This window comes from Streptomyces sp. NPDC058052 (assembly GCF_042885515.1).
In the GTDB taxonomy this organism is placed as follows: Bacteria; Actinomycetota; Actinomycetes; order Streptomycetales; family Streptomycetaceae; genus Streptomyces.
Genome location: NZ_JBHVRX010000029.1, coordinates 32,652 through 54,564, shown reverse-complemented (window position 1 = coordinate 54,564; position 21,913 = coordinate 32,652). Strand labels below are relative to the sequence as shown.

The window sequence follows — 21,913 nt, the reverse complement described above, 5'->3', positions numbered from 1 at the left end:
CCCGGCGGGACGGGCGCACGCGCGCGTGGCCCCCGGTCCTCCTGCGCGACCGCGCCGAAGCCGACCGGCGACGGGCGCACGCGCGCGTGGCTCCCGGTCCCGCGCCTTCTCCCCGCCGTCCCCGCCGTCCCCGCGGCATTTCCGGTCGCCCGCGCCGTCCCCGTACCGTTTCGGGCATGAGCAGCCTCGGATCGATCCCCTCCGCGCGCCCGGCCGTGCGCCGGCGGCGCCGGCTGGGGTGGCCGCGGCGGGTGTTCTCGCAGGTGCTGCTGATGCAGCTGGCCGTCGCCACCGGCGTCACCGTGCTGGCCACCGGGTTCTTCCTGGCTCCGCTGAGCGCCCAGCTCGACGACCAGGCCATGCGCCGGGCGCTGGCCATCGCGGAGACCATGGCCTCCTCGCGTACGGCCGCCGATATGGCCGGCGGGCCGCCGTCCGCGACGGGGCCGGTGCAGCGCGAGGCGGAACGGGTCCGGGAGGCGACCGGCGCCGAGTACGTGGTCGTCATGGACACGGGCGGCGTGCGCTGGTCGCACCCCGACCCCGTCCAGATCGGCCGGACCGTCTCCACCGACCCGAGCGAGGTCCTGGCGGGCCGCGAGGTGATGGAGATCGACAGCGGCACCCTCGGCCGCTCGGCGCGCGGCAAGGCGCCGCTGCGGAACGCCGACGGCGGGATCGTCGGCGCGGTCTCCGTCGGCATCGAGTACGACAGCGTCCGCGACCGGCTCCTCTCCGCGATCCCGGGACTCCTGGCCTACGCGGGCGGCGCGCTCGCGGCCGGCGCGCTCGCCGCCTATCTGATCTCCCGGCGGATCCAGCGGCAGACCCGTGACCTGGCCTTCTCCGACATCTCGGCGCTGCTCGCCGAGCGCGAGGCGATGCTGCACGGCATCCGCGAGGGCGTGGTGGCCCTGGACCGCAAGGGTTCCGTACGGCTGCTCAACGACGAGGCCCAGCGGCTGCTCGGGCTCGGCCCCGAGGCCGCCGGGCGGCCGCTCGACGCGCTCCTCGGCCCCGGCCGCACCGCGGACGTGCTCACCGGCCGGGTGACCGGCGCCGACCTGGTGACCGTCCAGGGGCACCGGGTGCTGATCGCCAACCGGATGCCGACGGACGACGGGGGCGCGGTGGCGACCCTGCGCGACCGCACGGAGCTGGAGAGGCTGGGCCGGGAGCTGGACTCCACCCGCGGTCTGATCGACGCCCTGCGCGCCCAGGACCACGAGCACGCCAACCGTCTGCACACGCTCCTCGGCCTGCTGGAGCTGGAGCTGTACGACGAGGCGGCCGACTTCGTCACCGAGGTCGTGGGCGTGCACCGGGCGACCGCCGAGCAGGTCACCGAGAAGGTCCACGACCCGCTGCTCGCGGCCCTCCTGGTCGGCAAGGCGACGGTCGCCGCCGAGCGCGGGGTCTCGCTGCGGATCGCCCCGGACTCCCTGCTCCCCGACCGGCTGGTCGACCCGCGCGAACTGGTCACCGTCGTCGGCAACCTCGTCGACAACGCCCTGGACGCCGCCGCCGGCACCCCGGACGCCCGGGTCGAGGTCGCGCTGCGCGCCGACGGCCGGACGGTGGTCCTGCGGGTCGGCGACAGCGGCCCCGGCGTCCCCGAGGACCGCCGGGAGCTGATCTTCACCGAGGGATGGACGACGAAGGAACCGCCCTCCCACGGCAGGCGCGGCCTCGGTCTGGCGCTCGTCCGCCGCCTCGCCGAGCGGCGCGGCGGCAGCGCCCGCGTCACGGCCGGTCCGTCCGGCGGCGCGGAGTTCGCGGTGGTCCTGCCGGACGCCCTGACGGAACCGGCCCCGGAATCCGTCCCGCCCGCCCCGCGCGGGCCGGTGGACCCGACCACGGCCGAGGAGCGGTCCCGGTGATCGACGTGCTCGTCGTCGACGACGACGTCCGCGTGGCGCGGGTGAACGCCGCGTACGTGACCAAGCTGCCCGGCTTCCGGGTCGCGGCCACCGCCCACTCGACCGCGGAGGCCCTGGCCGTCCTCGACGGACGCGCGGTCGACCTCGTCCTGCTCGACCACCACCTCCCCGACGAGAACGGGCTCGCCGCCATCCGCGAGCTGCGGGCCCGCGGCCACCAGTGCGACGTGATCATGGTGACCGCGGCCCGGGACGTGGCGACCGTCCAGGCGGCGATGCGGCACGGCGCCCTCCAGTACCTGGTCAAGCCGTTCAACTTCGCCGGACTGCGATCGAAGCTGGAGGCGTACGCGACCCTCCGCCGCACCCTGGAGCGCGGCGGCGAGGCGGAACAGGCCGAGGTCGACCGGATCTTCGGCACGCTGGCGGCCGGCGCCGTCGCCCCCGACCTGCCCAAGGGGCACTCCCCGACGACGGCCGAGCTGGTCCGCCAGGCGCTGCTGGCCGCCGGCGGGCCGCTCTCCACCCAGGAGCTCGCCGAGCGGACCGGCGTCAGCCGCCAGACCGCCCAGCGCTACCTCAAGCTCCTCGAACGCACCGGGCGCGTCCGGCTCTCCCTCCGGTACGGCGAGACCGGCCGCCCCGAGCACCGCTACACCTGGGTCTCCTCGCCCTGACGCCCCGCCGGGGCCGTCAGACGGCCCCGGCGCCGGTGAGCGCCCGCACCTCGGTCTCGGCGTGCCGCGCCTCGTCGGGCGGCTCGGGCGAGGTGACCGTCCCGAGCCAGCCGGCCAGGAAGCCGAGCGGGATCGAGACCACCCCCGGGTTCTGCAGCGGGAAGACGTGGAAGTCGACGCCGGGGAAGAGCGCCTCGGGGCTTCCGGAGACGACCGGCGAGAACAGCACCAGCAGCACCGCGGGGACGAGCCCGCCGTACACGGACCAGACGGCGCCGCGGGTGGTGAAGCGGCGCCAGAACAGCGAGTACAGCAGCACCGGCAGGTTGGCCGAGGCGGCGACCGCGAAGGCGAGGCCGACCAGGAAGGCCACGTTGAGGTCGCGGGCGAGCAGGCCGAGCCCGATCGCGGCGGCGCCGATCACGGCGGCGGCCACCCGCGCCACCGCCACCTCGCTGTGCTGCTTCCGGCCGGGACGGCGCAGCGAGGCGTAGAGGTCGTGCGCGACGGAGGCGGAGGAGGCCAGGGTGATCCCGGCGACCACGGCGAGGATGGTCGCGAAGGCGACGGCCGCGACGATCGCGAAGAGGACCGTGCCGCCGGTGGACCCCGCTCCCCCGCCGAGGTCGAGCGCGAGCAGCGGCACGGCCGTGTTCCCGGAGGCGTTGGAGGCGCGGACCTCGGCGGAGCCGATGATCGCGGCGGCGCCGAAGCCGAGGACGATGGTCATCAGGTAGAAGCCGCCGATCAGGCCGATGGCCCAGACGACCGAACGGCGGGCGGCCCGCGCGGTGGGCACGGTGTAGAAGCGGGACAGGATGTGGGGCAGTCCCGCGGTGCCGAGGACGAGCGCGAGCCCGAGGCTGATGAAGTCCAGCCGGGCGGTCCAGTCGCCGCCGTACCGCAGCCCGGGGCCGAGGAAGGCGGCGCCGTGCCCGCTGCGCCCGGCGGCGGCGGCGAGCAGGCTGTTCACGTCGCCGTGGAAGCGGATCAGGACGAGGACGGTGAGCGTGACGGTGCCCGCCATCAGCAGCACCGCCTTGACGATCTGGATCCAGGTGGTCGCCCGCATCCCGCCGAGCGACACGTAGATCACCATCAGCGCGCCGACGCCGACGACCGTCCAGGTGCGCGCCGCCTCGCCGGTGCCGCCGAGGAGGAGGGCCACCAGGCTGCCGGCGCCCACCATCTGGGCCACCAGGTAGAGCACGGAGACGGCGACGGACGAGGTGCCCGCCGCGATCCGGACGGGCCGCTCGGCCATCCGCGCGGCGACCACGTCGGCGAGGGTGAAGCGGCCGCAGTTGCGGACGAGTTCGGCGACGAGGAGGAGCACCACCAGCCAGGCCACCAGGAAGCCGACCGAGTAGAGCATGCCGTCGTAGCCGTAGAGCGCGATGAGGCCCGAGATGCCCAGGAAGGAGGCGGCGGACATGTAGTCGCCGGCGATGGCGAATCCGTTCTCCATCGGCGAGAAGAGCCGGCCTCCGGCGTAGAACTCCTCGGCCGATCCGCGCCGGTTGCGACTCACCCAGGTGGTGATCCCGAGCGTGACGGCGACGAAGGCGCTGAAGAGCAGCAGGGCGAGCGTCTGGTGGTCTCCGGTCACCACTGGCCGGCTCCCCTCGTCATCTCCTGGGTGTCCCAGCGCAGTTCGAGCGCGGCCCGGTCCCGCCGCAGCCGCGCGTGCCGCGCGTAGGCCCAGGTCAGGACGAAGGTGGTGAGGAACTGGCCGAGGCCCGCGAGCATGGCGACGTTGACCGCCCCGGCCACCGGGCGGGCCATCAGGCCGGGGGCGGCGGTGGCCGCGACGACGTAGGCGAGGTACCAGGCGAGGAAGGCGAGGGTCGCGGGGAAGACGAAGCGGCGGTAGCGGCGCCGCACCTCCTGGAAGGCGGGGCTGCGCTGGACCTCCAGGTAGATCCCGGCCGCTCCGGGCACCGGGTGCGCGGCCTCGTCGTACCGCTGGTGCGGTGGCCCCGACGGGATCCCGCCCCGCCCGTCGTCCCGCGCCCCCGCGCGCTCCTGCTCGTCCAGCTGCTCCACCGGTCAACTCTCCTTGTCAGCGAACCGTTTCGGCCGCGTGCCCAAGGATGGACAGAGCGGGCAGATCCCGGACTCTTCTCCCTCCGGTCTTCACCCCATCAGGTGACTCTTCGCCCCGGCGCCTGACCGGACCGGGCCGATATGCGTATGGACGCCGGACGGCCCGGTCCCCGTGGTGCGGGGACCGGGCCGTCCGGTACGGAGCGGTGGTGCGGCTCAGGCGTCGATGCGCGAGCGGTCGAGCGTCGCCGCCGAGCTGGTGATGAACTCCTTGCGGGGCGCCACGTCGTTGCCCATCAGCAGGTCGAAGACCTGCTCGGCCGCGTCCAGGTCGCCGATGTTGATCCGGCGCAGGGTGCGGTGGCGCGGGTCCATCGTGGTCTCCGCGAGCTGGTCGGCGTCCATCTCGCCGAGACCCTTGTAGCGCTGGATGGAGTCCTTGTAGCGGACACCCTTGCGCTGGAACTCCAGGAGCGTCTGCCGCAGCTCGTTGTCGGAGTACGTGTAGACGTACTTGTCCTGGCCCTTCTTGGGCTGGACCAGCTCGATCCGGTGCAGCGGCGGCACCGCGGCGAAGACCCGTCCGGCCTCGACCATCGGGCGCATGTACCGCTGGAAGAGGGTCAGCAGCAGCGTCCGGATGTGCGAGCCGTCGACGTCGGCGTCGGTCATCATGATGACCTTGCCGTAGCGGGCCGCGTCGATGTCGAAGGTGCGGCCGGAGCCCGCTCCTATGACCTGGATGATCGCGCCGCACTCGGCGTTCTTGAGCATGTCCGAGACGGACGACTTCTGGACGTTGAGGATCTTGCCTCGGATCGGCAGCAGGGCCTGGAACTCGCTGTTCCGGGCGAGCTTGGCGGTGCCGAGCGCGGAGTCTCCCTCGACGATGAACAGCTCGCTGCGCTCGACGTCGTCGCTGCGGCAGTCGGCCAGCTTGGCCGGCAGCGAGGAGGACTCCAGGGCGGTCTTCCGGCGCTGCGCGTCCTTGTGCTGGCGGGCGGCGATCCGGGTACGGGCCGCGGCGACGGCCTTCTCCAGGACGGCCCGGGCCTGGGCCTTGGCGTCCCGCTTGGTGGAGGTCAGGAACGCCTTCAGCTCGCGGGCGACCACGGTGGCCACGATGCGGCGGGCGGCCGAGGTGCCCAGGACCTCCTTGGTCTGGCCCTCGAACTGCGGCTCGGCGAGGCGGACCGTGACGACGGCGGTCAGGCCCTCCAGGGCGTCGTCCTTGACGATGTCGTCCTCGGCGACGCGCAGCATCTTGGCCGAGCGCAGCACCTCGTTCACCGTCTTCGTGATGGCCTGCTCGAAGCCGGAGACGTGGGTGCCGCCCTTCGGGGTGGCGATGATGTTCACGAAGGACCGGACGGTGCTGTCGTACCCGGTGCCCCAGCGCAGGGCGACGTCCACGCCGAGCTCACGGGTGACCTCGGTGGGCGTCATGTGGCCGCGGTCGTCGAGGACCGGCACGGTCTCCTTGAAGGTGCCCTGGCCCGTGAGGCGCAGCACGTCGCAGACGGCCTTGTCCTGGGCGAGGTACTCGCAGAACTCGCTGATGCCGCCGTCGAAGCGGAAGACCTCCTCGCTCTTGCCGATCCCCTCCAGGTCCCGCTGGTCGCGGACGACGATGGTGAGGCCGGGCACGAGGAAGGCCGTCTGGCGGGCGCGCTGGTGCAGCGTCTCCAGGGCGAGCTTGGCGTCCTTGAGGAAGATCTGGCGGTCGGCCCAGTAGCGGACGCGGGTGCCGGTGCGGGTCTTGGGCACCCGCTTGCCCTTGACCAGCCCGCTCGACGGGTCGAAGGGGCTGTCCGGGCCCTGCTCGGTGAAGATGCCGGGGACACCGCGCCGGAAGCTGATGGCGTGTGTGGCACCGTTCCGGTCGACCTCGACGTCGAGACGGGCCGAGAGCGCGTTGACCACGGAGGCACCGACGCCATGCAGACCGCCGGAGGCCGCGTACGAGCCGCCGCCGAACTTTCCGCCGGCGTGCAGCTTGGTCATGACGACCTCGACGCCGGACAGACCGGTCTTGGGCTCGACGTCGACCGGGATGCCCCGGCCGTTATCCCGCACCTCGACGGAGCCGTCGTCGTGCAGGATGACGTCGATGTGGTCGCAGTAGCCCCCCAGGGCCTCGTCGACCGAGTTGTCGATGATCTCCCAGAGGCAGTGCATCAGGCCACGGCTGTCCGTGGATCCGATGTACATTCCGGGGCGCTTGCGGACCGCTTCGAGCCCTTCGAGGACGAGCAGGTGCCGCGCGGTGTAGTTGGAACCGTCACGGTCTGCGGTCAGCAGCGCACTGGACGGCACGGACGTTTCGGCGGTCACGCGGTTCGCTCCTCGCTGAATTTGAAATCTTGCCCGATGGGGTGAGTACCGGCGTCGCTCACCGCACAGAGGGTACCGATGCCTGGTAGAGCCGCTGAAACGCCACCCTCCCGGTTTCCTCATGCTAGTCCAGGCTCGTATGGATGTTCGATCCCTCGAAGGGGTGACGCGAACATCACGTTCCCTTCCACGCATGAACCATCTAGGCTCCGGGCACGTCCTCATGAACAACCGGCAACCCCGCCGGGAGGACGACCGACACACCACAGCAACGCGAAACCCGTAGAGCGACGCAATACGGCTCATTCGCCGCCAACCGGCAGCAAACAGCCACCTTGGGAAAAAGTTTCAAGGAAAAGCCACGAGCGGGAACGTTTTCGGCCTGGTTGGATGTTGACCCTGGTACGACAGCTCGTCGAGCTAGAGAAGAGGCGACGTGACTACTGTTCTGACCCCCGCGAGCCCCCTGACGGCCGCTGACCGCTGCGACCGCTGCGGCGCCCAGGCTTACCTGCGTGTCGTCCTGGCCAGCGGAGGTGACTTGCTCTTCTGCGCCCACCACGGTCGCAAGTTCGAGCCGGAACTCAAGAAGATCGCCGTTGAGATACAGGATGAGACGGACCGGCTGACCGACGTGCCGGCCCGCACGGTGGGCGACGAGCACTGACGCCGGGCAACCACGACGAGCTCAGGGCCGGTCGCTGACGGCCGGACGACGGGCGGTCATCCCCTCGACCAGGGGATGACCGCCCGTTCTCGTGCCCACGGGGCCCTGGGCGGAGCCCGGGACCCCCTCAGAACCGCTCGGGCAGCACCGCGGACACCCGCGTGTAGACGCCGGGGTTCTCGGCCTGTCCGCAGCCGCTGCCCCACGACACCAGCCCCACCAGCAGCCCCCGCGCCACCAGCGGGCCGCCGCTGTCGCCCTGGCAGGCGTCCCGGCCACCCCGGGGATCGCCGGCGCACAGCATCGTCGCCCTGCGGTACGAGACGCCGCCGAAGCCGCCGGGGTACGCCCGCTCGCAGGCCGCGTCCGGCAGGACCTGGACGGGCGCCGAGCGGAGCGAGGAGGCGTAGCCACCGTTCCCGGTCGCGTCGCCCCAGCCGTACACCTCGGCGGCCGTCCCGGGGGTCTCCGCCGCGTCCCCCGGCGCCGCCACCCGGATCACGTACGACGGGGGCAGGGCCTCGGCGAGGGTGAGCACGGCGAGGTCGCCCGAGTTGGTCGACGGGTCGTAGTCGGGGTTCACCCAGGTGTCCGCGATCCGCACCTCCTGTCCGCCCTCTCCGCGCAGCGCCGCCCGGCCGGCGATCACCGAGAAGTCCCGCAGCTGCCAGGGGGCGCCGCCGAGCACCTCGCGGCCCAGGCAGTGCGCCGCGGTGAGCACCTTGGTGGGCGCCACGACGACACCGCCGCAGAACTGACCCGCACGCGTACCTCCGAACCGGTCACGGCTGGACAGCGCCACCACCCAGGGCGCGTCCGTGATCGCGGCCGGGCTGCCGCCCACCACGACGCTGTCCGCCACGGCCGGGGCGGCACCGCCCACCTGTCCGGCCGCCGCTGTGATCAGAACCAGGGCACCCGTCAACGCTCGGATGAAGGGACCACGCATGGAGCCTCCTGACTCTCCGCTGATATCCGTTCACCCAGCGTCCGTCACGGACGGGTCCCCTGCACGCGCGAACGGCCGAAGGGCCCGGTCCCCCGAGCGGGGAACCGGGCCCTTCGTCCACTGCCGTGCGCCTCGGACGGACCGGACCGGTCAGTCGAGGTAGTCGCGCAGGACCTGCGAGCGCGACGGGTGGCGCAGCTTCGACATGGTCTTCGACTCGATCTGGCGGATCCGCTCACGGGTCACGCCGTAGACCTTGCCGATCTCGTCGAGCGTCTTCGGCTGGCCGTCGGTGAGGCCGAAGCGCATGGAGACCACGCCCGCCTCACGCTCGGAGAGCGTGTCGAGGACGGAGTGCAGCTGCTCCTGGAGGAGCGTGAAGCTCACCGCGTCGGCCGGCACGACCGCCTCGGAGTCCTCGATGAGGTCACCGAACTCGCTGTCGCCGTCCTCACCCAGGGGGGTGTGGAGGGAGATCGGCTCGCGGCCGTACTTCTGGACCTCGATGACCTTCTCGGGGGTCATGTCGAGTTCCTTGGCCAGCTCCTCCGGGGTGGGCTCCCGGCCCAGGTCCTGGAGCATCTGGCGCTGGACGCGCGCGAGCTTGTTGATGACCTCGACCATGTGCACCGGGATACGGATGGTGCGGGCCTGGTCGGCCATGGCGCGGGTGATCGCCTGACGGATCCACCAGGTGGCGTACGTGGAGAACTTGTAGCCCTTGGTGTAGTCGAACTTCTCGACCGCGCGGATCAGACCCAGGTTGCCCTCCTGGATCAGGTCCAGGAAGAGCATGCCGCGGCCGGTGTAGCGCTTGGCCAGCGAAACCACCAGACGGAGGTTGGCCTCCAGGAGGTGGTTCTTGGCCCGGCGGCCGTCCTCGGCGATGATCTCCAGCTCGCGCTTGAGCTTGGGCGCGATCTTGTCCGAGTTGGCGAGCTTGTCCTCGGCGAAGAGACCGGCCTCGATGCGCTTGGCGAGCTCGACCTCCTGCTCGGCGTTGAGCAGGGGGACCTTGCCGATCTGCTTCAGGTAGTCCTTGACCGGGTCGGCGGTGGCACCCGCGACGGCGACCTGCTGGGCGGGAGCGTCGTCCTCGTCCTCGTCGGACAGCACGAAGCCCTTGGTCTCGCCCTCGGTCTCCTCCTCGTCCTTGCCCGGCGCGACGTCCTCGAGCAGCTCCTCGCCCTCGACCAGTTCGTCGTCGGACTTCTTGGACGCGGTCTTCTTGGCCGCCGTCTTCTTGGCGACGGTCTTCTTGGCCGCCGCCGTCTTCTTGACGGCGGTCTTCTTCGCGGCCGCCTTCTTGGCGGGCGACGCGGCCTCGTCGGCCGGGTCGGCGCTCTCGGCCGCGGAGGCCGTCGAGCCGGTCGCGACGGTGGTCCTCGTCACCGTCGCCGCCCTGGCGGTGACGGTGGTCTTGGCGGCGGTGCGCTTGGCCGGGCTCTTCGCTGCTGCGCTCTTGCGGGCGCGCTTCGGCGACTCCGCTGCACTGACCATCAGCGTCACACCCTCTTCCTCGAGGATCTGATTGAGGCTGCGCAGAACATTCTTCCACTGGGTTGGCGGAATCTGGTCAGCCTCGAAGGCCCGACGCACGTCATCGCCGGCGATCTGCCCATCAGCCTTTCCCCGCTCGATGAGCGCCATCACAGACTCGGACTCGGCGATCTCCGGCGGGAGCGTACGGGATGTGCTGGCCGACACGAACAACCTCTCGGAACGATGGAAACGGCTTCCGGCCCCGCCCGGGATCGGGCCGGAGCCGACGACCGTCGACGGGGAATGTGCCGACGGCGCGGGCTGGACCGGGGAACTGCACAGCGCCTGCACCGGCTGCTGTATTCCTTCCTCGGCTGTCACCTCTTAGGTCATCGCACGGCCCGGAGGAGTGTTACGCCCAATCTTCGTGTCCCGAGTCACACCGCATCCGCGACGAACCAGGACGGAAGTGGATTCAAGCGTACATTCGGCGCCGCCGGCACCCTGGCGCGGTCCGGGGAACCCTTCTGGGCTCCCCGGACCGCGCTCGGATCCGGCGGCTCTCCCTGCGTGCACGCCCGTGCGCTTCCGGCCACGGTCCGCGGATCAGTGTTCGCGGGGGGCGGGAACGACGAGGGGCTCGACCTCGGGGTGGGTCGTGAGCAGCTGGCGCATGGCGGTCTCGGCTCCGACGGCGTCCCCGGCGGCGAGGGCGTCGACGATCCGGGCGTGGTGCGCCAGGCAGCCCTCACCGGGGCGGTCACAGCCGGTGACGGGGCCCCCGGAGACCTGGAGAGCGGCGGCGACGATGCCCGAGAGGTGTTCCAGCATGCGGTTGCCGGCGAGCTGGATCAGCAGGGAGTGGAACTCGGTGTCGGCCCGGGAGAAGGTGATGCCGTCACCCTGCGCGTACGCGTGCCCCATGATCTCGACCATGTCGGCGAGGCGCTGCTGCACGTCCTCGCGGCCGTGGCCGGCGGCGAGGCGGGCGGCCAGCGGCTCGATGGTCCAGCGCAGCTCGTTGAGCTCGCGGCGCTGGTCGTCGCGCTGGGGCCCGAAGGCGCGCCACTCGATGATGTCGGGGTCGAGCAGGTTCCAGTCGCTGACCGGGCGGACCCGGGTGCCGACGTTGGGCCGGGCGCTGACGAGGCCCTTGGCCTCCAGGACGCGGAGGGACTCGCGCACGACGGTGCGCGAGACCTCGAAGCGCTGGCCGATCTCCTCGGGGACGAGGGGGCGGTCCGCGCCGAGGTCGCCGGAGACGATCATCTGGCCGAGCTGCTGGACGAGCTGGCCGTGCAGGCCGCGGCCCCGGCTGCCGGCGGTGCGGCGGCCGACACGGCCGAGGTCCGTCTCCACGCCCTCCCAGGCGGGCGGGCTCACGCGATCGGGGGCGGGGGCCTCCGCGTAGGGGTAGCGGTCGAGATCGCCCGGGGCGCCGAGGCCGGAGTCGACGGAGCGGGCGGCGGTCATCATCGTGTGCGCAAGGGTACTCACGCATCCTTTGTCGGCGTGGCCTCCGTGACCCTTGAGGTCTTTGGTGAAAAGCACACGAAAGGGTGATCGGCACCCCCTACACAATTGACGATCATTCGGACATAACCGGCATTCTCCAAGGGAGTTGCGACCCGACCGGAACATATCGGTCTGGAAGTGATCACCAACGCGCCTGTCGGCGAAGGCCGGTGAACACATAGGCACAGAGCAGAACCGTCAACGTGAGCGCGAGGGCCACACCGGCGGGCTGGCCCACCACCTCCAGAGCCCCGGCGAACCAGCGGTCGAGGGACGGCGCCCACCGCGGCCCGGCGAACTCGCCCAGCCGGGCCGGAAGTCCGGCGACGGACCGGACCGCCGGACCGGTCAGCACCTGCCCCAGCAGCGGGACGAGGGCGACCGGGACGAAGAGGACCGCGGCCACTCCCGCCGCCGCGGCCCGGAACACCCCGGCCCCCAGCACCCCCGCCCACGCGCAGCCGACCGTGAGCCCCAGCCAACTCGCGGCCATGGCGCGCCAGTTCTCCGGCACGGAGATCAAGTCGGCACCGTAGAAGAGGCGGAGCACCCCCAGATCGGCCGCCGCCACCAGCACGCCGAGGAGCAGCGCGACGACCGCCGCGACGGCGAGCTTGGCGAGCAGCAGCGCCAGCCGGCGGGGTACGGCGCCGCGCCCCGCGGCGAGCGCGGGGTAGCGGTGCTCCTCACCGAAGGCGAAGGCACCGAGAAGCCCGGCGCCGAGCGCGGCGGGCGGCAGCGGCAGCAGATCGGGCCAGGCCGCCAGCACCGCGGGGAGCGGGGTGCCCCCGCCCCGTCCGAGCAGCACGGCGAGGACCGCCGACACGGCCAGGACGCCCGCCACGACGAGCCCGGTGGACGGGACCCCGGTGATCCGGCGCATCTCGTACCGGAGGGGGCGCAGCGGCGAGCGGAACGGCCTGCGCGCCCCCGTCGCCCGGTCCGGGTCCGTGGCGTGGACCTCCGGGACGGGCGCGCCCGTCTCCTCCCCGGGTCGGGCGGGGCCGGGGCCCGGGTCTCCGGTCTCGTCCGCGAGGCGGTGGACCGGGACGCCGTGCCGGAAGGCCGTGTCCCCCACCTGGGCGCAGTCGCCGCCGTACACCAGGAGGAGGTTCCCGTCCTCCGTGACGACCTCGACCGGGCGGCGTGCCGCCCGGGCCTCCTGGGCCACGGCGGCGGCGAGCCGGGCGGCGTGCGGGGTGCGGACGGCGACCCTCGGGCGCAGCCGGGTGCGGGCGAAGTCGCCGGCACCCTGGGCGGCGACCAGGCGGCCGGCGTCGACGGCAACGACGTGGTCGGCGTGCCGGGCCGCGTCCTTGGGGTCCCGGGTGGTGTAGAGGACCGTGCCGCCCGCCCGCGCGTGCGCGCGCAGCAGTTCATGGAGCCGGGCCTGCTCCGCCGGGGACAGCCCCGCCCCCGGATCGTCCACGAGCAGTGTGTGCGGCGCCCCCAGCAGGGCCGCGGCCAGGGCGAGGCGGCGGTCGGCCCCGCGCGGCAGGGTGCCGAGTCGGCGTCCTTCCAGCCCGCCGAGCCCCACCAGCCGGATCACCTCGTCGGCCCGGGCGACCGGAACTCCCGCCCCCGAGGCGAGCATCCGCAGCTGTCCGCGCACGGTCCGCGAGGGGTGCCCGGGCACGTCGCCGAGAACCACCCCGACCTCGCGGGCGGGCTGGGCGATCCGGCGCAGCGGCCGCCCCCGGAAGTAGGTGAGCCCCCGCCCGGGGTCGAGTTCGAGCAGGAGGCGCAGGGCGGTCGTCTTGCCGGAGCCCGGAGGCCCGACGAGGGCGGTCACGGACCCCGGTGGGGCGTCGAAGGTCAGATCGTCCACGGCGGGCGGGCGATCGCGGCGGGGGGCGCTGGTCAGTCCGATGGCCTGGAGCATCGCTTCTCTCGCGGTAGGTGTCACCGCTCCGCGGCAGGGCGGCGCTACCGCAGCAAGATAACGCCAGATTTCGGACTTTTGCCGCAGGGTTGCCGCCCCGGGGGCGGCGGACCCGTCCGCCCGTCAGACCTCGGGGCGCAGCATCGGCGGGTTGAGCAGGGTGGCGCCGCCGGCCCTGAACAGCTGGGCGGGACGGCCTCCCTGACGGGTGGTGGTCCCGCCGGTCGGGACGAGGAAGCCGGGCGTGCCGGTGACCTTGCGGTGGAAGTTGCGCGGGTCGAGCGAGACGCCCCAGACGGCTTCGTAGACCCGGCGCAGCTCGCCGACGGTGAACTCGGGCGGGCAGAACGCGGTGGCGAGCGAGGAGTACTCGATCTTGGACCGGGCCCGCTCCACCCCGTCGGAGAGGATCTGCGCGTGGTCGAAGGCGAGCGCGTCCGGGGAGTCGCTCCCCGCCGCCCTGGCCTGGTCGAGCAGTTCCTCCACGGGCGCCCAGCGGGCGCTGTTGGCGTCGCCGCCCGGCCGGGGCGCGGGCAGGTCGGGGGCGAGCGCGAGGTGCGCGACGCTCACCACCCGCATCCGCGGGTCGCGCTCGGGCGCCCCGTACGTGGCGAGCTGCTCCAGGTGCGCGCCGTTGTCCGGCACCGGCGGGGGCGCCGCAGGGTCGTGGGCGCGCAGTCCGGTCTCCTCCGCGAGCTCGCGCGCGGCGGCGGCGCCGAGGTCCTCGTCGTCGCGGACGAAGCCTCCGGGCAGCGCCCACCGTCCCTGGAAGGGCGCTTCCCCCCTGCGGACGACCAGGGTGCACAGCGCGTGGCTCCGCACGGTGAGGACGACCAGGTCGACGGTGACAGCGAAGGGCGGGAAGGCCGACGGGTCGTAGGGAGGCATGCCGCGATCATAGTCGTCTTCCTGACGATAAACACGCCCCGCGTGCTCGCCCTCAGCGACGTCCTCACCCGCTCGCGAGGGCTTCCTCGTCTCCGTGCCCGGCATCCGTCACACCCCCAGCTGCAGACCCTCGGCGGCCTCCTCGACCATACCGAGTCCGAGACGGCTCACCCGCACGGCGAAGGGCTCGCCGGCGACCACGAGCCCCGAGAACCGGATCTCCCCCAGCGGCGCGGAGGGCATCGGCTGGACGGCGACGCTCCGGCCGGGGGCGTCGGGGCGGATCCCGGCCAGGGCGGCGAGCGCGTGGACCGCACCGGCGGCCGCGACGGCGGCGGGCCGACAGGCGGCCGGGTGCGGCACGGGGCGCGCGCCCACGGTGCGCTGCTCGCCCGCGTACATCTCGGGCAGCCGGTGGCCGAAGTGCTCGGCGGCGTCGAGGAGGCCCCGCAGCAGGGCCGCGGCCTCCTTCTCGTACCCGGCGACCGCCAGCCCTCCGACGGCGACGGCCGTCTCGTGGACGCGGACGGCTCCGGACCGGTGCCCGAACGGGTTGTGTCCGGGTTCCTTGGCGCCGAGGCCGCGCAGCCCCCATCCGGAGTCGAGCGCGGGGGTGCCGAGCAGCCGCGCGACCTGTTCGGTCTCCGACCGGTCGAGCAGCCCCTGGGCGTACGTGCCTCCGCCGAGCAGTCCGGTGTCGAGGAGATGGGCGGCCCACCCGCCGAGCTGCGGCCAGGGGCGTCCCTCCGGCGCCCGGGCGGCGGCGGGGCGGCCTCCGGACGGGTCGTCGAGCCAGAGGGTGCTCCGGAACCGCTCGCGCAGACGGCGGGCGGCTGTCCGGAGTTCCGTACCGCCTGGCCGTCCGCGGGCGTCGAGGAGGTCGGCCCCGAGCAGGGCGGCCCGGTGGGCGTGCGCCTGGGTCTCGGCCCGCCGGGGTCCGCCGGGACCCGGGTCCGGCAGGAGCCCGTCGTCGTCGAGGCCGCGGCGCAGCCAGCCGAGGCAGCGCTCCGCCACCGGAAGGAGCTCGTCGAGGTCGGCCGCGGGGAGGCCCCACCGTCGGGCCTCGGCGAGGACGACGGGGAAGGCGAGGGTGGCCTCGACGCCGGTGCAGCGAGGCGGGAGGTGTGGCCCGGCGTCCCGCAGCGGACCCGGGAGGCGCCCGGCCTCGGTTCCGCCGGTGAGCTGGGTTCGGCCGAGGGCACGGAGCGTGGTGACGGCGAGCCGGGTGCCGAGCGGCAGGGCCATGCGGGCCGCCCAGAGTGCCTCCGCGGTGACCGGGCCGCAGCGCCACGGGACGCCGGCCGCGAGATGGACGTCGGCGGGGTGCGCGGGATCGCGCTGGAGGAGGGCCCGCAGGTCCTCGACGGAGGCGCGGAGCAGCGCGCCGGGCCTGCCGTCGTGACCCTCCGCCTGGGCGTCTGAGAGCAGGTGCCCGCCGGGGCGGCCGCCCCCGCCGGCCGGGCCGGCGCCGGGGGCCCGCCCGGCGTGCACGCGGAGCTGGAGGGTGAGGGCGGCGCCGGGGGCGAGGTCGGATTCCCAGCGGAGGACTCCGGCCGCCGCCAGGGCGTCCATGGGCGCCGGGTCGGCCGTGACGGCGACGGACCGTCCGTCGGGGGCGGTCCAGCGGAGGCCGGTGCCGTGGACGCTGGCCCTGAGGTCGGGACGGGCCCGGCCGGACGCGACCGCGCCCAGCTCCGCGAGATCCGTGCCCAGAGCGACCTCCACCGGGAGGCGGACGGGGCGGGGGACGGCACTGCGGAGGGTGATCCGCTCGGTGCCGTCGGCGCCCCGGGAGCGCTCGACGGTGACGCCCGGGTCGGGACCGGTGTCACCGGGGACCCGGAGGGCGCCGACGAACACGGCCCGGTCGGCGGCGGCGAGCCGTCCCTGGAGGGGGACGGGTTCGCGTCCGGCGATCCGCAGGACGCTGCGGGAGAGCAGTCGTCGTCCCGACGCGTACACGCCTTCGAGTCCGTGCCCGGTGAGCTGGCCGTGCCGGGGAGAGACGGCGAAGGCGGGCAGGGCCACGCACAGGAGGGCGTCGTGGACCGCGGGGAGCTCCCCGGGGCGGTTCCCGTGGGTGACGGGGGCTCCGCCGCCCGCGAGCGGTTGCCTGGTGGGCTGCTCCGTCGGGTGTCCGGGGGCCGGGACAGGGCTGAGGACCATGAGGGGTGCGGCGTGCTCTCTGTGCGATCCGGACGGCCGGCAGGGTGTCGGCGGCACGGCTCGCCCGGCTCCGCCACAGACGTGAACGGTCCGGTGGTGTGCGGGGTCACGGTCGTCATCGGCCACTCCTCGTGCCGCGCCGGCCGCCGTGTCGCGGGGCGGAGCCGGCCGGCCGGGTGGAGGCCCGTCCGGCGGGACGTGCGCCCGGAGCCCCTCGTCCCCGCCGCACGGCGCCGGGCTCCGCCCTGGCGAGGGCCGGCCGCGGCCCGCCCGGGCGGGCTCCCCGCGTGCGGGTCCGGGTCCGGGCGCGACGGGCGTGCGCGGCGGCGGTCCTCGCGACCGCCACCCGGTTCTCCCGTCCCCGGCGCAGGCAGGAGCGCAGCGATTCGGGGTCGAGACCCTCGTTGCACGCCTGGTGGAGCAGGCGCGCGAAGACGTACTCGGGATCCGCCCGGAGGGCGAGGTTGAGGGCGACGCGAGCGGTCGGTTCGTCGCCGGTGGACCAGGCGGCCCAGCCGGCGAGGGTGAGCGGGGCGGCCGCGTACTCCTCGTAGGGGGCGACGCAGCGCCGTGCGAGGACGCGCCAGAGCCGTACGGCGGCGGCCCCTTCGGCGCCCTCCATCCATTCGGCGAGACGGTCGCGGGTGACGCGGTCCTGGAGTCCCAGGATGAGCGCGGCCGCTTCGGCCGGTGCGACCCGGGCGTCCTCGTCGGCGTCGAGCGCGGCTTGGCCCCGGCGGGCTCCGTCCGTCCCGATCCGGCGCGGCGGCTCGGCGAACCTGCCCAGGACCCGGCCCGCGAGGGCCAGGACCGTCTCGCGCAGCCGGGCCCGTTCCCGCTCGTCCGCGCCGTCCACGACGCGGGGGACGATCTCGGCCGCGGCCGTGTCGAGGGCGGACCGCTGCTCCGTGTCACCGGGCGCGCCGGCGGGCAGGAATCCGGCCTCCAGGTCCCGGAGCGAGCCCCGCACCTGGATGCCGGCGTAGGCCGCGGCCGCGGCCATGACCGATGTGCCGGCGAGGGCGAGGGGTGTGCCCTCGGGCGGACAGCAGCGCTCGTCGGGGCAGCAGTACGAGAAGTGGCGGCCGCCGGAGATGCACAGCACTTCGTAGACGGGGATGTCGAGGGCTCCGCAGGCGGTCCTGAGCCGCTGGGCGAAGGGCCGCAGCCGCTCGTAGACCTGGCCGGCGGTCTCGTCAGGGCCCGGGTCCTGGCAGAGGAAGCCGACGATGCCGTCAGGTGGCGCGGTGCGCTGGGCGCACGCCTCGACGAGGCATTCGGCGAGGTGGTCCGCGGTGGAGTCCCACTCTCCGGACACCCGGGGAATGCCGAGCCTGATCCGGCCGCCGAAGCGCCCCTCCGGTCCGTGCAGGGCGACGAGCACGACCGAGTCGGTCGGGTGGAAGCCGAGCACGAACGGCAGGGCGTCGGCGAGCTCGGCGGGGCTGCGCAGGGTGATCTGTCGGCCTCGGGTGGATGCGCTGGTCTCGTGGTGATTCGCGTTCATGGCCAGGACGGTCTCGTGATCTCCGATTTCCTACAACCCCTGTGGATAACTCAGCACATACAGTGCGATGATCCGATATGCACTGTCCACAGATCGCCGCCTCGTTCGCCGAATGTCCGAGGCATCGGGTTGCATGGGACGCATGACCCACGCAGACCGCCCCGAGGACCGCGCCGCGCTCCGTGCCACCGCCGACGCCGTACTGGCCCGACTCGTCGGGGACCCGACCGGTACGGCGAAGCTGCGCGAGGACCAGTGGCGCGCCATCGAGGCGCTGGTCGCCAACCACCGCCGGGCGCTGGTGGTCCAGCGGACCGGCTGGGGCAAGTCCGCCGTGTACTTCGTCGCGACCTCCCTGCTGCGCGAGCGCGGCAGCGGACCCACGGTGATCGTGTCGCCGCTGCTCGCGCTCATGCGCAACCAGGTGGACGCCGCGGCGCGGGCGGGCATCCGGGCCCGCACGATCAATTCGTCGAACACCGAGGAGTGGGAGAGCGTCAACGAGGAGGTCGCGGCCGGAGAGGTCGACGTCCTGCTCGTCTCCCCCGAGCGGCTGAACAACCCCGACTTCCGTGACCAGGTCCTGCCGCGGCTCTCTGCCGCCACGGGACTGCTGGTCGTGGACGAGGCGCACTGCATCTCGGACTGGGGGCACGACTTCCGGCCCGACTACCGGCGGCTGCGCACGATGCTGGCCGACCTTCCGGCCGGCGTCCCGGTGCTCGCCACCACCGCCACGGCGAACGCCCGGGTGACCGCGGACGTCGCCGAACAGCTCGGCACCGGTGCGGGCACCGACGCCCTCGTCCTGCGCGGCCCGCTGGACCGCGAGTCCCTCAGCCTCGGCGTGGTCACGCTGCCCGACGCGGCCCACCGTCTGGCGTGGCTCGCCGATCACCTCCACGAGCTGCCCGGCTCCGGCATCGTCTACACGCTGACCGTCGCGGCCGCCGAGGAGGTCACCGCCTACCTCCGCCAGTGCGGCCACACCGTGGCCTCGTACACCGGACGCACGGAGAACGCCGACCGCCAGCAGGCCGAGGACGACCTGCTGGCGAACCGGGTGAAGGCGCTGGTGGCGACCTCGGCGCTCGGCATGGGCTTCGACAAGCCGGACCTGGGCTTCGTCGTGCACCTCGGCTCGCCGTCCTCCCCCATCGCCTACTACCAGCAGGTCGGCCGCGCCGGACGTGGAGTGGAGCACGCGGAGGTGCTGCTGCTGCCGGGCAAGGAGGACGAGGCGATCTGGCGGTACTTCGCCTCCGTGGCCTTCCCTCCGGAGGAGCAGGTGCGCCGGACCCTCGACGTGCTCGCCGGCGCGGGCCGGCCGATGTCGCTGCCCGCTCTGGAGCCGCTGGTCGAGCTCCGCCGGACCCGGCTGGAGACGATGCTCAAGGTCCTCGACGTGGACGGGGCCGTCCGGCGGGTCAAGGGCGGCTGGGAGAGCACCGGACAGCCGTGGGTGTACGACACCGAGCGGTACGCGTGGGTGGCCCGGCAGCGGTCCGCGGAGCAGCAGGCGATGCGCGAGTACGCCACCACGACCGGGTGCCGGATGGAGTTCCTGCGGCGCCGGCTGGACGACGAGGAGGCCGCGCCCTGCGGGCGCTGCGACAACTGCGCGGGCCCCCGGTTCGATCCGAAGGTGACGGACGCGGCGCTGGACGCGGCCCGGGGCGAGCTCGGCCGCCCCGGTGCGGAGGTGGAGCCGCGCCGGATGTGGCCGACGGGGCTGGCCGCCGCGGGCGTCGATCTGAAGGGCCGGATCCCGGCCGGTGAGCAGGCGTTCGCCGGTCGCGCCCTCGGGCGCCTGTCGGACATCGGCTGGGGCAACCGACTCCGGCCGCTGCTGGCCGAGTCGGCACCGGACGGACCGGTGCCGGACGACGTGGTGCAGGCCGTGGTCCAGGTGCTCGCCGACTGGGCGAAGGGGCCCGGCGGTTGGGCGTCCGGCGCGCCCGACGCCCCGTCCCGGCCGGCCGGGGTGGTCACCGTCGCCTCGCGGAGACGACCGGCCCTAGTCGGCTCGCTCGGCGCGCGGATCGCCGAGATCGGGAGGATGCCGCTCCTCGGATCGGTGGAGTACGTGCCGGAGGCGGAGGAGCTGCGCCTGTCCCGGACGAACAGCGCCCAGCGGGTCATCGGACTGCACCGGGCCCTGGAGGTTCCGCCCGGACTCGCGGAGCGGGTGGCCGCCGCCGGCGGTCCGGTCCTCCTCGTGGACGACCTGTCCGACACCGGCTGGACCCTGGCCGTGGCCGCGCGACTGCTGCGGCGCTCCGGAGCGGAAGGAGTCTTTCCACTGGTGCTCGCCGTCCAGGGGTGAGAAGGGTCGGGAAACGGCGAGTGAATACTGGGTAACTGGGCAGGGATATCAGTGGCATAACGGTTCATTACCGTCAGCCGCCTCAATTGCTCGTTGCCGCCCCCGCTCGGGCCACGCCAGAATTGGGGAACCGCCCCACACGGCTCGAAGCGGTCCGGAAGGACTGTGCCGTGCTGCGCCCTCACCCGACCTTGCCCGCCTCGCGGGCGCGTATCCGAAGGGAGGACCGTGACCCTCGGATTCGCTCCGTCCACCGCCTCGCTCGGCTCGAGCTCCGCCTCTGCCAGCCGTCTCGCCCGGATGCTGGAGCCCGCCGACTGGGCCGCGGCCGGAATCCCCTTGCTGCGCAGTCCTCGTGAGGTCGTGAGCGGACTGCACTCCCGCCATCGCCCCCTGCCCACGACCGCGGTCGTGGCGGTGCTCGACCACGAGGAGCGGCTCACCGCGAGCGCCTCGTTCGTACGCCGGCCCGGTCTCGCCGACGGGTGGGAGTTCCGGAACGCGCTCCTCGCCCACCTGCGGCGGGTGGTCCCGCACGATCTCCGGCGCCGCGCCCCGGTGCGGACCGCGGTGCTCGTCTACTGCCGTGACGGCGACGAGCGCTGGACCGAGGAGGACGGGGCCTGGATGTGGGGGCTCCGCGACGCCTGCACGCTGCACGGACTGCGCTGCGGCGCCTACATCACCCTGACCAAGGCCGGCTGGCAGGTCTTCGGCGAGGGCCGGGGCGGCCGTCGGCCGAGCTCGGATTCGACGCCGCTCGCGCTCGGCGAGCCGAACGGCGAGTTCGATCACCTCGCGCCGAGGACGGCGGGCGGCGCGGCCGAGCCCCTGCGCAGGGCCGCGGCGCGCTGAACCTCCCGGCCGCTCCGCCGGACCGTTGCCGGTCCGGCGGGGACGCGATCGGTCAGACCCCGGCGCCGAGCACCGAGGCGACCCGCTGCTGGTCACCGCAGACCACGAGCAGGGCACCCGCGCGCGACCGGGCGACCGGAAGGGCTCGGGCGAGCACCTCGTCGCCGCCGCCGTTGACGGCGACGATCACCACGGGACGGGCGGCGACCCGGTCCACCGAGGCCGCGTCCGCGAAGAACACGTCCTCGGCGGTGTCCTGCTGGGCCCAGTAGGCGGCCTCACCGAAGGACAGCTCGTGCACGGCCCACGGGTGGCGTTCGCCGGTGGTGAGCACCAGCACCTCGCCGGGCGGGCGGCCGTTGTCCAGGAGCAGGTCGAGGGCCTCCTCGGCGGCGTCGAGGGCGCCGTCGGCCGGGGCCGGGATGAGCTGGAGCTGCGCGCTGCCGTCGCCGGAACGATTCTCCGGACGACTGGGCGCGGGCGGACCCGGGACGGGTCGCTGGGCCGGCGGAGCGGGGCGGGCCGGACCGGGGCCCGGGCGACCGGGACGCGGGGAGGCCGCCGAACGCGGGCCGGGTACGGGACGAGGGGTCGGCGCGGGGCGGCCGGCGGCCGCGGTGGCGCTAGGACCCTGGGCGCTCTCGTGAATCTGAGGCTCCTCGGGAGGGAGAGGCATGGGTGGATGTCTATCAAATGCCGTTTCGGACGGCACCGTCGGGTGGGCGCACACGTGCGCCCC

16 protein-coding genes are annotated in these 21,913 nt (G+C 73.8%); 5 read left to right on the top strand and 11 right to left on the bottom strand.

Going from position 1 to position 21,913, the window contains the following annotated elements; translation table 11 throughout:
* Window positions 1–176: 176 nt before the first annotated feature.
* Both ACFVU3_RS30915 and ACFVU3_RS30910 read left to right on the top strand, forming a co-directional pair.
* Window positions 177–1,880, top strand: coding sequence for an ATP-binding protein (locus tag ACFVU3_RS30915; RefSeq protein WP_390071395.1), 1,704 nt, complete (start codon window positions 177–179; stop codon window positions 1,878–1,880).
* The gene (locus ACFVU3_RS30910; RefSeq protein WP_390071393.1) at window positions 1,877–2,557 is read left to right on the top strand and encodes a response regulator; all 681 of its coding nucleotides are present in this window, start codon (window positions 1,877–1,879) and stop codon (window positions 2,555–2,557) included. Before ACFVU3_RS30915 ends, ACFVU3_RS30910 begins: the two co-directional genes overlap by 4 nt.
* 16 nt (window positions 2,558–2,573) lie before the next feature.
* On the opposite strand, the gene ACFVU3_RS30905 is transcribed toward ACFVU3_RS30910, so the two are convergent.
* The 3 genes from ACFVU3_RS30905 to ACFVU3_RS30895 all read right to left on the bottom strand — a co-directional run bounded on the left by ACFVU3_RS30905 (window position 2,574) and on the right by ACFVU3_RS30895 (window position 6,937).
* Window positions 2,574–4,166 carry a cation acetate symporter gene (locus tag ACFVU3_RS30905; RefSeq protein ID WP_390071392.1) on the bottom strand — a complete coding sequence of 531 codons (1,593 nt, stop codon included), beginning with the start codon at window positions 4,164–4,166 and terminating at the stop codon, window positions 2,574–2,576.
* On the bottom strand, window positions 4,163–4,603 hold the full coding sequence (locus tag ACFVU3_RS30900) for a DUF485 domain-containing protein (protein ID WP_390071391.1): 441 nt from the start codon (window positions 4,601–4,603) through the stop codon (window positions 4,163–4,165). Before ACFVU3_RS30900 ends, ACFVU3_RS30905 begins: the two co-directional genes overlap by 4 nt.
* A 216-nt stretch (window positions 4,604–4,819) precedes the next feature.
* Window positions 4,820–6,937: a type IIA DNA topoisomerase subunit B gene (locus ACFVU3_RS30895; protein WP_390071390.1), complete on the bottom strand. Its 2,118-nt coding sequence runs from the start codon at window positions 6,935–6,937 to the stop codon at window positions 4,820–4,822.
* 436 nt (window positions 6,938–7,373) lie between these two features.
* On the opposite strand from ACFVU3_RS30895, the gene ACFVU3_RS30890 reads away from it, so the two are divergent.
* Complete coding sequence (locus tag ACFVU3_RS30890) at window positions 7,374–7,604, top strand: hypothetical protein (protein WP_030495106.1); 231 nt, start codon at window positions 7,374–7,376, stop codon at window positions 7,602–7,604.
* A gap of 127 nt (window positions 7,605–7,731) precedes the next feature.
* On the opposite strand, the gene ACFVU3_RS30885 is transcribed toward ACFVU3_RS30890, so the two are convergent.
* From ACFVU3_RS30885 to ACFVU3_RS30855, 7 genes are all read right to left on the bottom strand, one after another.
* Window positions 7,732–8,553 (bottom strand): S1 family serine peptidase, encoded by an 822-nt coding sequence (locus ACFVU3_RS30885; protein WP_390071388.1) that lies wholly within the window; start codon window positions 8,551–8,553, stop codon window positions 7,732–7,734.
* Window positions 8,554–8,703: 150 nt separating this feature from the next.
* Entirely contained in the window at window positions 8,704–10,260 is a 1,557-nt protein-coding gene (locus tag ACFVU3_RS30880) for an RNA polymerase sigma factor (protein ID WP_390071386.1), read from the bottom strand.
* A gap of 381 nt (window positions 10,261–10,641) precedes the next feature.
* Window positions 10,642–11,532: a FadR/GntR family transcriptional regulator gene (locus ACFVU3_RS30875; RefSeq protein WP_390071384.1), complete on the bottom strand. Its 891-nt coding sequence runs from the start codon at window positions 11,530–11,532 to the stop codon at window positions 10,642–10,644.
* A 160-nt stretch (window positions 11,533–11,692) separates the two neighbouring features.
* Window positions 11,693–13,432: an ATP-binding cassette domain-containing protein gene (locus ACFVU3_RS30870; RefSeq protein WP_390071383.1), complete on the bottom strand. Its 1,740-nt coding sequence runs from the start codon at window positions 13,430–13,432 to the stop codon at window positions 11,693–11,695.
* A gap of 123 nt (window positions 13,433–13,555) precedes the next feature.
* On the bottom strand, window positions 13,556–14,320 hold the full coding sequence (locus tag ACFVU3_RS30865) for an NUDIX domain-containing protein (protein ID WP_390071381.1): 765 nt from the start codon (window positions 14,318–14,320) through the stop codon (window positions 13,556–13,558).
* A 108-nt stretch (window positions 14,321–14,428) separates the two neighbouring features.
* Window positions 14,429–16,486, bottom strand: a complete 2,058-nt coding sequence (locus ACFVU3_RS30860) for a glycogen debranching N-terminal domain-containing protein (protein WP_390071379.1) — start codon at window positions 16,484–16,486, stop codon at window positions 14,429–14,431.
* Between the two features lie 115 nt (window positions 16,487–16,601).
* Window positions 16,602–17,993, bottom strand: coding sequence for a DUF4192 domain-containing protein (locus tag ACFVU3_RS30855; protein WP_390071378.1), 1,392 nt, complete (start codon window positions 17,991–17,993; stop codon window positions 16,602–16,604).
* Window positions 17,994–18,135: 142 nt separating this feature from the next.
* On the opposite strand from ACFVU3_RS30855, the gene ACFVU3_RS30850 reads away from it, so the two are divergent.
* Window positions 18,136–20,319 carry a RecQ family ATP-dependent DNA helicase gene (locus ACFVU3_RS30850; protein ID WP_390071376.1) on the top strand — a complete coding sequence of 728 codons (2,184 nt, stop codon included), beginning with the start codon at window positions 18,136–18,138 and terminating at the stop codon, window positions 20,317–20,319.
* Window positions 20,320–20,547: 228 nt separating this feature from the next.
* Window positions 20,548–21,174, top strand: a complete 627-nt coding sequence (locus tag ACFVU3_RS30845; RefSeq protein ID WP_390071374.1) for a hypothetical protein — start codon at window positions 20,548–20,550, stop codon at window positions 21,172–21,174.
* A gap of 52 nt (window positions 21,175–21,226) precedes the next feature.
* On the opposite strand, the gene ACFVU3_RS30840 is transcribed toward ACFVU3_RS30845, so the two are convergent.
* Window positions 21,227–21,850 (bottom strand): hypothetical protein, encoded by a 624-nt coding sequence (locus ACFVU3_RS30840; RefSeq protein ID WP_390071372.1) that lies wholly within the window; start codon window positions 21,848–21,850, stop codon window positions 21,227–21,229.
* Between the last annotated feature and the right edge of the window lie 63 nt (window positions 21,851–21,913).